This window comes from Pseudomonas sp. Au-Pse12, assembly GCF_021341665.1.
GTDB lineage: Bacteria > Pseudomonadota > Gammaproteobacteria > Pseudomonadales > Pseudomonadaceae > Aquipseudomonas.
Genome location: NZ_JAJTTH010000002.1, coordinates 47463 through 60942 on the forward strand (window position 1 = coordinate 47463; position 13480 = coordinate 60942).

The 13480-nt window shown below is 65.0% G+C and carries 16 protein-coding genes; 7 read left to right on the plus strand and 9 right to left on the minus strand.

The genetic code is table 11. From position 1 onward, the window contains the following. Positions 1–34: 34 nt before the first annotated feature. From LXM55_RS04775 to LXM55_RS04790, 4 genes are all read right to left on the minus strand, one after another. A complete protein-coding gene (locus LXM55_RS04775; RefSeq protein ID WP_233319141.1) occupies positions 35–952 on the minus strand; it encodes a biotin-dependent carboxyltransferase family protein in 918 nt (305 codons plus the stop codon). Continuing rightward, a complete protein-coding gene (gene pxpB / locus LXM55_RS04780; protein WP_233319143.1) occupies positions 949–1653 on the minus strand; it encodes a 5-oxoprolinase subunit PxpB in 705 nt (234 codons plus the stop codon). Before pxpB ends, LXM55_RS04775 begins: the two co-directional genes overlap by 4 nt. Continuing rightward, complete coding sequence (locus LXM55_RS04785; protein WP_233319146.1) at positions 1650–2402, minus strand: 5-oxoprolinase subunit PxpA; 753 nt, start codon at positions 2400–2402, stop codon at positions 1650–1652. Before LXM55_RS04785 ends, pxpB begins: the two co-directional genes overlap by 4 nt. Before the next feature lie 71 nt (positions 2403–2473). Beyond that, entirely contained in the window at positions 2474–3757 is a 1284-nt protein-coding gene (locus tag LXM55_RS04790) for an MFS transporter (protein WP_233319148.1), read from the minus strand. Between the two features lie 138 nt (positions 3758–3895). Here LXM55_RS04790 and LXM55_RS04795 point away from each other — a divergent pair, with 138 nt between their 5' ends. Next, positions 3896–4816, plus strand: coding sequence for a LysR family transcriptional regulator (locus tag LXM55_RS04795; RefSeq protein WP_233319149.1), 921 nt, complete (start codon positions 3896–3898; stop codon positions 4814–4816). Between the two features lie 76 nt (positions 4817–4892). Here LXM55_RS04795 and LXM55_RS04800 read toward each other — a convergent pair whose 3' ends face one another. Genes LXM55_RS04800 through LXM55_RS04810 form a run of 3 tightly spaced genes read right to left on the minus strand, consistent with a single transcriptional unit; the run spans position 4893 to position 6753 of the window. Further along, complete coding sequence (locus LXM55_RS04800; RefSeq protein ID WP_233319151.1) at positions 4893–5435, minus strand: DUF2937 family protein; 543 nt, start codon at positions 5433–5435, stop codon at positions 4893–4895. 10 nt (positions 5436–5445) lie between these two features. After that, a complete protein-coding gene (locus LXM55_RS04805; RefSeq protein ID WP_233319154.1) occupies positions 5446–6222 on the minus strand; it encodes a class II glutamine amidotransferase in 777 nt (258 codons plus the stop codon). A 33-nt stretch (positions 6223–6255) separates the two neighbouring features. After that, positions 6256–6753 carry an MFS transporter gene (locus tag LXM55_RS04810; protein WP_233319156.1) on the minus strand — a complete coding sequence of 166 codons (498 nt, stop codon included), beginning with the start codon at positions 6751–6753 and terminating at the stop codon, positions 6256–6258. 100 nt (positions 6754–6853) lie between these two features. Here LXM55_RS04810 and LXM55_RS04815 point away from each other — a divergent pair, with 100 nt between their 5' ends. Continuing rightward, complete coding sequence (locus LXM55_RS04815) at positions 6854–8908, plus strand: S9 family peptidase (protein WP_233319158.1); 2055 nt, start codon at positions 6854–6856, stop codon at positions 8906–8908. A gap of 103 nt (positions 8909–9011) precedes the next feature. Further along, a complete protein-coding gene (locus LXM55_RS04820; RefSeq protein WP_233319160.1) occupies positions 9012–9485 on the plus strand; it encodes a cyclic nucleotide-binding domain-containing protein in 474 nt (157 codons plus the stop codon). A gap of 160 nt (positions 9486–9645) precedes the next feature. Here the strand turns inward: LXM55_RS04820 and LXM55_RS04825 are convergent, their stop codons facing one another. Further along, positions 9646–9957: a hypothetical protein gene (locus LXM55_RS04825; RefSeq protein WP_233319162.1), complete on the minus strand. Its 312-nt coding sequence runs from the start codon at positions 9955–9957 to the stop codon at positions 9646–9648. A gap of 75 nt (positions 9958–10032) precedes the next feature. Between LXM55_RS04825 and LXM55_RS04830 the strand changes: the two genes are divergently transcribed. The 4 genes from LXM55_RS04830 (at position 10033) to LXM55_RS04845 (ending at position 12210) form a co-directional block, all read left to right on the plus strand. Continuing rightward, a complete protein-coding gene (locus tag LXM55_RS04830) occupies positions 10033–10719 on the plus strand; it encodes a spermidine synthase (RefSeq protein ID WP_015634551.1) in 687 nt (228 codons plus the stop codon). 49 nt (positions 10720–10768) lie between these two features. Continuing rightward, positions 10769–11146, plus strand: coding sequence for a YajD family HNH nuclease (locus LXM55_RS04835; protein ID WP_011059841.1), 378 nt, complete (start codon positions 10769–10771; stop codon positions 11144–11146). Between the two features lie 142 nt (positions 11147–11288). Then, a complete protein-coding gene (locus tag LXM55_RS04840; protein WP_011059840.1) occupies positions 11289–11756 on the plus strand; it encodes an RNA methyltransferase in 468 nt (155 codons plus the stop codon). A gap of 82 nt (positions 11757–11838) precedes the next feature. Next, on the plus strand, positions 11839–12210 hold the full coding sequence (locus tag LXM55_RS04845; RefSeq protein WP_233319163.1) for a YgaP family membrane protein: 372 nt from the start codon (positions 11839–11841) through the stop codon (positions 12208–12210). A 7-nt stretch (positions 12211–12217) separates the two neighbouring features. On the opposite strand, the gene LXM55_RS04850 is transcribed toward LXM55_RS04845, so the two are convergent. Beyond that, positions 12218–13453 carry a hypothetical protein gene (locus LXM55_RS04850; RefSeq protein ID WP_233319165.1) on the minus strand — a complete coding sequence of 412 codons (1236 nt, stop codon included), beginning with the start codon at positions 13451–13453 and terminating at the stop codon, positions 12218–12220. Positions 13454–13480 lie beyond the last annotated feature (27 nt).

Consider the following 13480-nt stretch of genomic DNA (forward strand, 5'->3'; position numbering starts at 1 on the left):
CGGCGAACGGTCGCGAAGCGGCCGCCTTCAGCCACTACCCAAACCTGCGCAGGAACGCCACCTGCTGCCGATGCGCCGTTTCCTGCACCACCGGCGTCAATCGCACCTCGCTGCCCGGCAAGCACTGCGCCAGCCGCGCCAGGGATAACGGCGTCAACGCCCCCAAGCGCGGATAGCCGCCAATGGTCTGCCGGTCATTGAGCAGGACAATCGGCTGACCGTCCGGCGGCACCTGGATCGCCCCCAGGGGAATGCCCTCGGAAATCATCGGCGGGCCCTGATACTGCAATGACGGCCCAAGCAAACGCGCCCCCATGCGATCGGCCCGGCTGTCCAGGGTCCAACGGCTGTTGAAGGCATCGAACAAGCTCAAACCGCTGAACCGACCGATCTGCGCGCCGAGGATCACCTCCAGCGGTGCAGCGGAGTGCCAATCCGGCAACTGCGCAGCCGACAGACTCTTGAGCGCCCCGCCGATTCCCGAATAGCTCAGCACCCCGCCCTCGCTCAGCGCCCGGCCATAGCCGTCGAGCCCGCCAAGGGCCTCGCGCTGCACACTGGCGCAACTGCCCAGGACCCTGGGCGCGTCGAAACCACCCGGCGCCGCCAGGTAGGCCCGGGCGCCAAAGAAGGGTTGGGTAAAGCGCAGTTGCTGGCCCTTTTGCAGGATGAAACTGCGCCCCGGGGTCAGCGGACGCTCATCCACATAGGCCCCCAGGTCGGCGCCGGCCAGGGACAGCAGGCAATAGTCCTCGGCCACGAGGGTGAAGCCGCCCAGGGTGATTTCCACCACAGGCGCATCCAGGGCATTGCCCAGCAGCCAGTTGGCCCAGGACATCGACACCCAGTCCAGCGCGCCGCCCTGGGTCACCCCCAAATGGCGCACGCCAAAACGTCCGGCATCCTGCAACAGGCACAGCGGGGTGCTGGCCTCGATCATCAAGCGGCTCATGCCGGCACCTCCAGTGGCGTGTCATCGCCCCCCAGGCGCAGGAACTCGGCCCGATCCACCGCAGCAAAACGCACCCGATCCCCCGGCTGCATCAGGCTGTAGCCGTCGCGCTCGCGGTCGAACAGCCGGCTCGGGGTGCGCCCGATCAGGTTCCAGCCACCCGGTGATACCACCGGGTAGGCCGCGGTCTGGCGTTCGGCGATCCCCACGCTGCCCGCCGCCACCCGCTTGCGCGGGGTGTTCAGCCGCGGCGTCGCCAGGGCCTCTTCCACCAGCCCCATGAAGGCGAATCCGGGCGCGAAGCCCAGGGCAAACACTTGATATTCACGCTGGCTGTGACGCTGGATCACCTCGGCCACCGACAGCCCACTGCGACGGGACAACAGCGCAAGCTCCGGCCCGACACTGAGGTCGTACCACACCGGCAGCACATGCTCGCGCCCGGCCCGGGTGGTCCCGGGCGTCAGATCGGTCAAGGCGACCTCGATCCGCTGCCGGGCCTCGGACGGGCTCAGGGCCAGCAGGTCGTAATGCACCATCAGCGTGGTATAGGACGGCACCAGATCGACCAGAGACTCGCCAAAGGCCCGCCGCAGCCCTTCGGCGGCGGCCAGCATCCAGGGCATGTTGTCCTCGGCGATCACCTCGAACAACCGCACCATCAGGCAGTCGATGGCGACTACTTCAACCTGTGGCTTCATAGGCCGGACTGCTGGTTCAAGGCCTCGCGAATACGCTGCACGGCGGCCACCGAGCTGGCGTTGTCGCCATGCACGCACAGGGTGTTGGCCTGCAGCAGCAAGGCGCTGCCATCACTGGCGGTCAGCGGTTCGCCCCGGGCAATGGTCAGGGCCTGCTGGAGGATGGTTGCCGCGTCATGGTGCACCGCCCCCGGCAACTGGCGCGACACTAGATGCCCGGCATTGTCATAGGCTCGGTCGGCAAAGGCTTCGAACCACAGGGTCACGCCGTATTCATCGCCCAAGGCCTGGGCCGCGCTGTTGTCACGGGTGGCCATGAGCATCAATGGCAATTGCGGATCGTAAGCCGCCACCGCCTGGATCACTGCGCGCAGTTGCGCAGGCTTGGCCATCATGTCGTTGTACATCGCGCCATGGGGTTTGACGTAGCTGACCCGCGTCCCCTGAGCCCGGCAGATGCCGTCCAGGGCGCCGACCTGGTAGTGCAGCAGGTCCTGGATTTCCTCGGGCGAGTAGCTCATGGAACGACGGCCAAAACCGGCCAGATCCTGATAGGCCGGGTGCGCACCGATGCGCACGCCATTGGCCAGGGCCAGGGCCACGGTCTTGCGCATGATGCCCGGGTCGCCGGCATGAAAGCCGCAGGCGATATTGGCGCAGTCGATAAAGGGCATGACTTCGGCATCCAGGCCCAGGGTCCAGTTGCCAAAGCTTTCGCCGATGTCGCAATTCAATAACAGGCGGCTCATGGTCGGTCTTCCTGTGTTTTTTATAAGGGTCAGCTGCAGGACAGTGCTGGCAATGCCCGGCAGATTATCAGTTAGCGCGCCTCAAGTTCCTTGCCGCGGGTTTCCGGCAGGCTCAGGGCCGCCAGCACCACCACGCCGTAGGACACCGCGGCGAACGTGCCAATGGCCACGCTCAGGGGCACGTGCTGGCTGAGCAGGCCGATCAGCAGCGGAAACAGTGCCGCCAGTGCCCGGCCGCTGTTGTAGCAGAAACCCTGGCCGGAGCCGCGGATGCGGGTGGGAAACAGCTCGGTGAGAAAAGCCCCCATGCCGCTGAAGATCCCCGAGGCAAAGAAGCCCAGGGGAAAGCCCAGCCAGAGCATTACCGCGTTGCTCACCGGCATCTGCGTGTAAAGCAGCACGATGGTGAAAGACCCCGCGGCGAACAGCACGAAGTTCTTCTTGCGCCCGAGAATGTCGGTCAAGTAGGCGCTGACCACGTAACCCACATAGGAGCCGACGATCACCATGGCCAGGTAGCCGCCGGTGCTCAGCACACTGAGGCCGCGCTCGGTCTTGAGAAAGGTCGGCAGCCAGAAGGTGATGGCGTAGTAGCCGCCCTGGGCACCCGCCGCCAGCAAGGACGCGCGCAAGGTGGTGCTGAGGATCCCCGGGGCGAAAATCTCGTAGAACCGCGCCGGGTTGCTGGGTTTTTCACGGGCGCGGGTTTCCCGGTAGACCTCGGGGTCCTTGACCAGGCGGCGGACGAAGATCACGAAGATCGCCGGCAGGATGCCCAGCAGAAACAGGCCCCGCCAGGCATCTTCCGCTGGCAGCAGGGAGAACAGCAGCGCATAGAGGATCGCCGTCATGCCCCAGCCCAGGGCCCACCCCGATTGCACCATGCCCACTGCCTTGCCGCGGTTCTTGGCGCTGATCACCTCGCCGATCAGCACCGCCCCGGCGGTCCATTCGCCACCGAAACCGAAGCCCATCAGGGTCCGGGCGATCAGCAACTGTTCGTAGTTCTGGGCCAGGCCACAGAGAAAGGTGAAAAACGCGAACCACAGCACAGTGAGTTGCAACGTCCGCACCCGACCGATGCGGTCGGAGAGAATCCCGGCGATCCAGCCCCCCAGGGCCGAAGCGAGCAAGGTGCTGGTGTGGATCAGCCCAGCTTCGGCGGAGGTGATGCCCCACAGCGCGATCAGGGTCGGGATGACGAAGCTGAGCATCTGGGTGTCCATGCCATCCAGGCCGTAACCGAGCTTGCAGCTCCAGAATGTCCGGCGCTCCTGCTGGTTGATATCGCGATACCAGTCAAACGGGCCAGCGCGGCGCGGGGCCTTGGCGGCCAGTGTTTCGGGCGCACTCATGGCGATCTCCAGGGTAGTTTTTTTGCTGTTGTTTTGAGCCCCGACGACACCTATCGTGGGTTGGGCCATTCTTCGGTTCAGGCACAACCTGCGTCCAACTAATAAAAACCGCTCCAAGGCATAAGAAAAGTTGATCCCATGAATCTCAAGTTTCTCGAAACCTTCGTCTGGGTGGCGCGGCTGAAGAGCTTCAGCCTCACCGCGGAAAAACTCTTCACCACCCAGGCGGCGATCTCCAGCCGCATCGCGGTGCTGGAAGGCGAGCTGGGGGTCAAGCTGTTCCTGCGCGATTCCCGCGGCGTCAGCCTGACCCCGGAAGGGCTCAAGGTGCTGGAACACGCCGAGCAGATGCTCGATACCCTGCACGTGCTGAAACAGTCCATCGAGGCACCGTCGAGCAAGGTCGGGCGGATTCGCATCGGGGTCATGGACACGGTGATCCACACCTGGCTCAGCCCCCTGGTGGCGGAAATGATGGATCACTACCCACAGGTGGAAATCGAACTGGTGGCCGACACCTCGCTAAACCTGTGCGAGCAATTGCACAAGGGCTTTCTCGACCTGGTGCTGCAAACCGACCTGCTACGCCAGGAAAGCATCCGCAGCCTGGAACTGGCCAGCTATCCGATGGGCTGGATCGCCGCCAGCAACTCGATCTACAACCGCGACTACGCCAGTGTCGCCGAACTGGCCCGGGAGCGGATCGTCACCTACTCGAAGAACTCCCTGCCCCACCAGCAGGTGTTGAGCCTGATGCAGGCCAACGGTGTGCTCGCGCCGCGGCTCAACTGCGTCAACTCGGTTTCGGCCATCACCCGCCTGCTGCGCGACGGCTTCGGGATCGGCGCTCTGCCGCCGGTGCTGGTGCGCGAGGAACTGGCCCGGGGCGAACTGACCCTGCTGGCCATCGAGCAGCGCCCGCCCAACCTGCAGGTGGTGGTGTCATGGCGGGTTGGGGTGGAGCTGGTGGAGGACGTTGTGCAGTTGTGCCAACGCGTGGTGCAGCGCTATGGGCAAAAGCTCGGCGAGGATTACATCGTCCTGATCGACCCGCTGTAACCACCGCCCCCGCCCCACGCAGGAACTGGCTGCCAACGAAGGCAGCCTGCGCCGGCGAGCCGGCTCCTGCAGGGCGTCAGAGGCCTTTGAGGTCGCGCTCTTCAATCGGCCGGCTCTGGCGCAGGCGCTTGCCGCCCAGCACCACCCAGTCGATCAGCCGGTACAGGCATTCCAGCCCGAAGGACAGCAGCAAGGCGCCACTGATCCCCCAGATCATGGCTTCCGGGGTCAGCAGGATCTGGTAGCTGTAGCCGTCCCAGGTTTCCTTGCGGATTTCCGGGTCGGCCGCCAGGGCCACTTGCAACAGGCGGATGTACCACGGCCCCTGCATCGCCTGGTATTGCTTGTCCAGGGCCAGCTGCCGGCTGAGCAAGCCGCTCAGGCTCTCGGCATCGCTGCGAAACACCGGGTCCTCGCTGGCCCGGTAATGGGCCACCAGAGCGTTCATGTCGCCCTTGAAGAACTGCTGCGCGGTGCCCTGGAAGCCCCGCAGGCTGTTCTGCGACTCGATCAGGTGAGCTTCCACGCGCTTGGCGTAATCGCTGATGAAACCCGGCACTTGCACACCGATCAACAGGCCGGCGGCGAACAGCACCAGCCGCAGATAACTGAGCAACATAGGGATGTCCTTATTCGGTCTGGCCATGGCTGACGCATTCACCGCGCCGCCACAGGCTCCACTGGCCCGGCTGGTAGCGGGTCCAGGTTTCGTTTTCGGTCAAGGGTTCGGTCGCAATCACCGTGACCACGTCGTTGGGCGTGGTTTCGGCCTGGAAGTCGACGATCACATCGACATCCTTCAGCCGCGCCGGGCCGAAGGGTGCGCGCCGGGTAATCTGCGCCAGTTTGGTGGAGCAATAGCAGAACAGCCAGTCGCCATCGCTGAGCAAGCCGTTGAACACGCCTTTGCTGCGGTATTCGCTGCAGGCCTGGATCAGGGTCGGCAACAGCTGCTCGATCTCCACCGGCTCGGGAAAGGCTTCGCGCACCCGGTTCAGCAGGTCGCAGAACGCCGCTTCGCTGTCGGTATCGCCCACCGGACGGTAGAAGCTGGCCCGGGGCTGGAAATCGGCCAACTGGCCGTTGTGCGCGAAGCACCAGTTGCGGCCCCACAATTCACGGACAAAGGGATGAGTATTGGCCAGGCACACCTTGCCAACGTTGGCCTGGCGGATATGGCCGATCACCACTTCGCTCTTGATCGGGTAGCGTTGCACCAGGTTGGCCACTTCCGATTCGCTGCTGGCCGCCGGGTCCTGGAACAGACGCAGGCCACGGCCTTCATAGAAGGCGATGCCCCAGCCGTCGCGATGGGGGCCGGTACGACCGCCGCGCTGCATCAGCCCGGTAAAGCTGAAGACGATATCGGTCGGTACATTGGCGCTCATGCCCAATAACTCACACATGCTCGGACTCTCGCTTCAATGCCGGGGGCAGCGTTACAAACGCGGTTCGACCCGCGTATTCAGGGGGTTGCCTGGCGCAGGCGGACGACCATAACGGTCGTTGCCGGCGTTGCCAAAGGGTTGGTCTTCTTCGGCTTCGGCGGCCTTGGCCGCGGCTTTCGCCGCTTCGTTGCGCGCCTGGCGCTCCCGGGCAGAACGCTCGATGGGCCAGCGGATCAGCACAAACAGCAGGTAGACGCCAAAGGCGATCATGCCGTACATGAACAGGTCGGATACCGCGCGCCAGGCGTTGTTGCCGACCTTGAAGGCGATGTCCAGGGCGGTGATGGCCACGGCTGGGGCAAATTTATCCTTGACCGAGTCGATGATGGTGGGGCTGAACAGCAGCACCGCCATCAGCACACGCAGCGGCTCGCGCAGCCAGCGCCACATCCAGCGGGTCAGGCGCATCCACACCAGCAGGCAGCCCAAGGCGGCGAAGGCGTAAAGCCCCCAGGCGATCAGATAGTCGTTCTCGGTCATGGTGTCCATGGCAAGGCAGGCAAAGAGGCGCTTATGATAACGACTTTTGCCGTGTCAGGCTGCAACGCCGTCTGCCCAGCCCTCATTTGTCATCGCCCGAGAGCCACCCATGCCCTTACCCGCCAACGACAGCAGTGCCCCGATTGCCCACAAGGCCGACGGCGCTGACCCGTATGCCTGGCTGCAGGAACGCGACACCGACGCGGTGCTCGATTACCTGAAGGCTGAAAACAGCTACCTCGACGCCCAGCTGGCGCACCAGGCCCCCCTGCGCGAAACGCTGTTCCAGGAGATCAAGGGCCGAATCCTCGAAACCGACCTGTCCCTGCCCTCGCCCTGGGGCCCGTACCTGTACTACACCCGCACCACCGCCGGCGACGAATACGCCCGCCACTACCGCTGCCCGCGCCCGGCGGACGACAGCCTGACGGTCGACGAAAGCCGCGAACAACTGCTGCTGGACCCCAACGCCTTGGCCAACGGTGGTTTCTTCTCGCTCGGCGCCTTCAGCATCAGCCCCGACCACCAGCGCCTGGCCTACAGCCTCGACACCACGGGCGAGGAAATCTACACCCTGTTCGTCAAGGAACTGGCCAACGGCAAGGTCAGCGAACTGTCCTTCGACAACTGTGACGGCAGCATGACCTGGGCCAACGACAGCCTGACCCTGTTCTTCGGCGAGCTGGACGACACTCACCGCCCGCACAAACTGTTCCGCTACCGCCTGGACGGCACGGCCGCCGAGGAAGTGTTCCACGAACCGGACGGGCGCTTCTTCCTGCACTGCTACCGCTCAAGCTCCGAGCGCCAGTTGCTGCTGTCCCTGGGCAGCAAGACCACCGGCGAGACCTGGGCCCTGGACGCCGCGCAACCGCAGTTGCCGTTCACCTGCCTGGCGCCACGGGTCGAAGGCCATGAATACGATGTCGATCACGGTCAACTCGACGGCCAGTGGACCTGGTTCATCCGCAGCAATCGCGAGGGCATCAACTTCGCCCTCTACCAGGCCGCGGACAACGGCACGATTCCCGAGCAAGACGACTGGCAACTGCGGGTGCCGCACAACCCCGAGGTGATGCTCGATGGCGTGACCCTCAACGCCGGCGCCATGACCCTGAGCCTGCGCGAAGGTGGCCTGCCGATCATCGAAGTGCATCCCCAGGACCTGCCGGCGTATCGCGTGCAACTGCCGGATGCGGCCTACAGCCTGCATGTGCAGAACAGCCTGGAGTTTTCCAGCCCGTGCATCCGCCTGCGCTACGAGGCGCTGAACCGCCCGGCCCAGGTGCGCCAGTTGCAACTCAGTAACGGCCAGCAACAGGTGCTGAAGGAAACCCCGGTGCTGGGCCCGTTCGACCCGGACGCCTATGTCAGCCAGCGCCTCTGGGCCAGCGCCGCCGATGGCACCCAGGTGCCCATCAGCCTGGTGGTCAAGCGTGAATGCCTGGGCCAGCCGACACCGCTGTACCTGTATGGCTACGGCGCCTATGGCGAAAGCCTCGACCCCTGGTTCTCCCACGCGCGCCTGAGCCTGCTCGATCGTGGCGTGGCCTTTGCCATCGCCCACGTGCGCGGCGGCGGCGAACTGGGTGAAGCCTGGTACCGCGCCGGCAAGCAGGAACATAAGCAGAACACCTTCAGCGACTTCATCGCCTGCGCCGAACACCTGATCGCCCAGGGCCTGACCAGCGCCAAGCAACTGGCCATCAGCGGCGGCAGTGCCGGCGGCCTGTTGATCGGCGCGGTGCTCAACCAGCGCCCCGAGCTGTTCCGGGTCGCCATTGCCGAGGTGCCTTTCGTCGATGTGCTCAACACCATGCTCGACCCGGATCTGCCGCTGACCGTCACCGAATACGACGAATGGGGCAACCCCGAGGAACCGCAGGTGTATGCGCGGATCAAGGCCTACGCCCCCTACGAGAACGTGCGCGCCCAGGCCTACCCGGCGACCCTGGTGATCGCCGGCTACAACGACAGCCGCGTGCAGTATTGGGAGGCGGCCAAATGGGTGGCCCGGCTGCGGGCCACCAAGACCGACGACAACCCGTTGCTGCTCAAGACCGAACTCGGCGCCGGCCATGGTGGCATGAGCGGCCGCTACCAGGGCTTACGTGACGTAGCCCTCGAATATGCCTTTGTCCTGAACATTCTGGACCTGGGCTGAGGAACTCCCGGCGGCGCTCCTGTCTTAACCCAGGACCACCGCCGGCAATCGCCGGACCGGGCCTGTGCCCGTGCACCAGACACAAGAAAAAGACTGTGATCCCATGTCCGAACCCACCTTACTGAACAACGAGATCCGCGACTGGCTGATGGACTGCGGCCTGTTCGATCAACTGCTGCCCGCCGACTTCAACGCCGCGGCCGGCTATTTCAGCATCAGCAGCATCGCCGAGGGCGAGGCGATCTTCCGCGAAGGCGATGCTGGCAGCTTCATGTGCATCATCCACAGCGGCCAGGTGGCCGTGCAGAAGAGCAACCACGACGGTCAGCCCCTGACCATCGCCACCCTGCGCAGTGGCCGGGCCTTTGGCGAGATGGCGGTGCTCGATGGCGAACGACGCTCGGCCAGCTGTGTGGCAGCCAGCCACTGCCAACTGCTCAACCTGGGCAAGGACTCTCTGGAGAAGATGCTCAACGATGCGCCGAAGATCGCCGCCAAGATCATCCGCGCCCTGGCCGTATCCTTGTCCAAGCGCTTGCGCATGGCCGACGGCCAGCTGCTCGCACAGCAGATCTGAGCCCGCACACCCGTGGCGAGGGAGCTTGCTCCCGCTGGGTGGCGTAGCCGCCCCAAAGGCCACCACCCGGTTTCAACCGTCACAACACGGACTCAGCTAATGCGGCCGCTACGCAGCCGAGCGGGAGCAAGCTCCCTCGCCACATAGGCCGGTTCAGGCATTAGCCCTGGACCTTGGGCTTGTTGTCGTTCTGCTCCAACCCCGGCAGGGTCTGGTCCTTGGGGGGCTTGGGCATATCGATCGGCGGCAACAGGGGCGCGCTGCCACTGCTGCCGGCTTTCGGTGTACTGGGCGGGGTCACTTGCGGATAAGGCGTGGGCGTTGCGGTACCCGGGGTGCCGAGGGTCGGCGTCGGGGTCACCACCGGGGCGCTTTGCGGCTCGTCGGCCAGGGCCGGGCCAGCACTCAGCGCCAGGGCTGCGGTCAGGGCGAGCGCCGCTTGGGCAATCACCGTTAGAATAATGCGCTTCATCAATGGCTCCATTGCTATTGTCTGGCGTCAGGCTACTCCCAACCGGGGCGTTTTGCCTTCCTCAATGAGATCTCCATGAAACGTTTCGTACTGCTGGACACTACTGCGATTCCTGAAAACGGCGGTGCCTTGTGCCTGTTCGAATACGGTGAGGATTTCGTCATCAAGATCCAGGGCGGCGACGGCGGCCAGCTGATGAACACGCGCATGCACGGTTCCGAGGATGCCCTGGCGCAGATCCCTTGCAGCAAGGTCGCCGGGCGCCCGAACTCGCGGGTGCTGATCGGCGGCCTGGGCATGGGCTTCACCCTGGCCGCGGCCCTCAAGCACCTGGGCAAGAGCGCCGAGGTGGTGGTCGCCGAGCTGGTGCCCGGGGTGGTGGAATGGAACCGTGGCCCGCTCGGGGAGAAGTCCGGTCGGCCACTGCTGGACCCGCGCACGGTGATCCGCCTGGAAGACGTGGCCAAGGTCCTGCAAGCCGAGCCCCAGGGCTTCGACGCGATCATGCTCGACGTCGACAACGGCCCCGAAGGCCTGACCCAGAAAGCCAACAGCTGGCTCTACTCCAGCGCCGGCCTGGCCGCTTGCGCCCGGGCCCTGCGGCCCAAGGGCATCCTCGCGGTATGGTCGGCCAGCGCCGACCGGCAATTCTCCGAACGCCTGCGCAAGGCCGGCTTCAAGGCCGAGGAAGTGCAGGTGTTCGCCCATGGCAATCGCGGCACCCGGCACACCATCTGGATTGCCGAGAAGCTCAAGGCCTGAGCTAAACTTTGTCCATTACCGTCATTAGTCCTTCTACAAAGGTGAACCCATGAGTTCGTCCACTCCTCCGTCCAACACCGCCAAGCTGGACCGTATCCTTGCCGACGCCCAGCGCGACCGGGAAATGGGCTACCGCGACAAGGCGCTGAAGATGTACCCCCACGTCTGCGGTCGCTGCGCCCGGGAATTCTCCGGCAAGCGCCTGAGCGAGCTGACCGTGCACCACCGCGACCACAACCACGACAACAACCCCCAGGACGGCTCCAACTGGGAACTGCTGTGCCTGTACTGCCACGACAACGAGCACTCGCGCTACACCGACCAGCAGTACTTCGGCGAAGGCTCGCTGAGCACGCCGAAAGTCGCCAAGGCGACCCACAACCCGTTCGCCGCCCTGGCCGGGTTGATGAAGAAAGACCCGGAGTGAGTGCCGGCAGCCGGGCCCTGCGCTAACGATCCCTGTATGGAAAACCCTGTGGCGAGGGAGCAAGCTCCCTCGCCACAACAAGCCCCCGAGCGGTGGGCAATCCCCGTATAATCGCGCTCTTTTCCCCCAAGGCTTTTCCCTCGTGGCAAACAAAAGGTACAGCTGCATCGGTTTGTATAACCCCAAGTCGCCGGAGAACGTCGGTTCGGTGATGCGCGCCGCCGGCTGCTATGGCGTCGCCTCGGTGTTCTACACCGGCAAGCGCTATGAGCGGGCCCGCGACTTCGTCACCGACACCAAGAAGGTCCATCAGGACATTCCGCTGATCGGCATCGACGACCTGAAGAAAATCCTTCCCCTGGGCTGCATCCCGGTGGCCGTGGAACTGGTGGAGGGCGCCCGCCCGCTGCCGGAATACACCCACCCGGACCGGGCCCTGTACATTTTCGGCCCGGAGGACGGCTCCCTCGACAAGGAGATCCGCGACTGGTGCGAAGACGTGGTCTACATCCCCACCACCGGCTGCATGAACCTGGCGGCGACGGTCAACGTGGTGCTCTACGACCGCCTGGCCAAGGGCAACAACACCCGCTCCGGCCCCAAGTTCTGAGCACAGGCCAATCATTGCCCGGGAACCTGTAGCGCCTTCGCGCAGTCAGCCTTGTATCCCTTACCGCCCTTGGAGACAGATCATGAGCGAGCGCAAACAGCTGCAAACCCTCGAACCGACCCCGTTGCAGAGCCAGCCCACGCAGAACGTCCAGGGCTGGGAGCGCATCGGCTCGCTGGCCGGCGGCGTGGTGATGATGGGCAAGGGCCTGCGCCGTGGCGGCGTGTTCGGCCTGATCCAGGTGGCCATCGGTGGCGTCGCCCTGGCCCGGGGCATCACCGGCCACAGTTCGGCCAAGAGCCTGCTGGAGAAAAGCCGCCAGGACATGCACACCGTGCGCAGCAAGATCGAACGCGCCGGGGAAGAACTGCGCAACCTGAAGGCCAATGCCGACGCGGCTAGCCGCCATGCCAAGGCCGCCAGCAATGATGAAGTGAAGGCCCCCAAGGCCTGAAGCAGGGTCAGTGCAACAGGCGGGTGTCGAGGACCCTGGAGGACTCGCCCAGCACGCTTTCACTGAGCTGGATGAATTCGGCGGTGCTGACGCTCTCCAGGCGCATCGCCGCTTGCAGCACATCGTCAAGGGAACGCTTGTTGCGGGTCTTCAGGCGAATTTCCCGATCCAGTTCCTGCAACAGCAGCACCGCCCTGGCCACGGTGGCGCTGTCCACTTGTTCGCCACGCAGGCTGCCGACCTTGTGGCTGTCCCGCGCCAGGCGCTTCTCCAGCACCTGATATCGCTCGTCGCTGATGCCACCGGCCCGACGCAGCAGCTCGATGGCGTAGTACTCCGCCAGCCCTTCGCTGATCCAGTCGCTGCGCTGGCTGTCGTTGATCCGCGCCAGGGACTGCACCAGCTCGCGCAACAGCGGGCTGCTGCCATTTTCGCCCACCAGCGGCAGGCGGCTGTGGAGGAACAGCGAATCGCGCCCGGCCAGGCTGCCGCGCCACATCGGATCGGCCGCGCCGACGATCAACAGCTTGCCTGGCTGACGCGGAAAAACCGCCTGCACTTGCGGCCAGACAACAGTCAGCAGCGTCAGCACATCCATGCGCCGCATGCCCTGCCCCAAGGGCGAGACCACGCTGACTTCGGTGCTGCCCAGGCGCGTGCGCCGGCTGCCCAGGTTGCCGGCGAGCATCCAGCCGGCAGGACGATCGAACAGGCGCGAGGGGTTGTCGATGCGAAAACGCTGCTTGCCGATACGCGGCCAGGCGGTCTCGACACTCTTCCAGCCAGTGGGCAATTCGAAGTCCAGGCGCGCCACCAGCTCGACGCCGTCCTGCTGGTCGAGCCTGGCCGGTGGCACCAGCGTCTCGCCCCGCAGCAAGGCCCAATTGGCGGTGCTGCGGCTGTCGTAACTGCCTTTCTTGATGCTGTGGCTCAGGCGCACGCGATAGCTCAGGCTGGCCTTGCCGCTGGCCGGGCGCCAGATGCCGCGCTGGCCACCGGCATCACCGGGCGCCGCCTGCCATTGGCCGTCGGCCTTGAAGTCGCTGTAGTCGCCGCCGGCGCCCAGGTCGAAGTCCAGGCTGCGCAGGGCCGTGCCCTCGGCCAGGGTCAGGCGCACTTCGGCCTGATCGCTCTGGGGCAGAAAGCGCACGTGATAATCCAGATCGACCTTCTTCGCCGCAACCGCCGCAGCACTCAATGCCAGCAGCGCAGCGGCCAACGCCAGCTTCGCCCCCACCCTCATACACACTCCTTTCCTGGGTAACCTGGT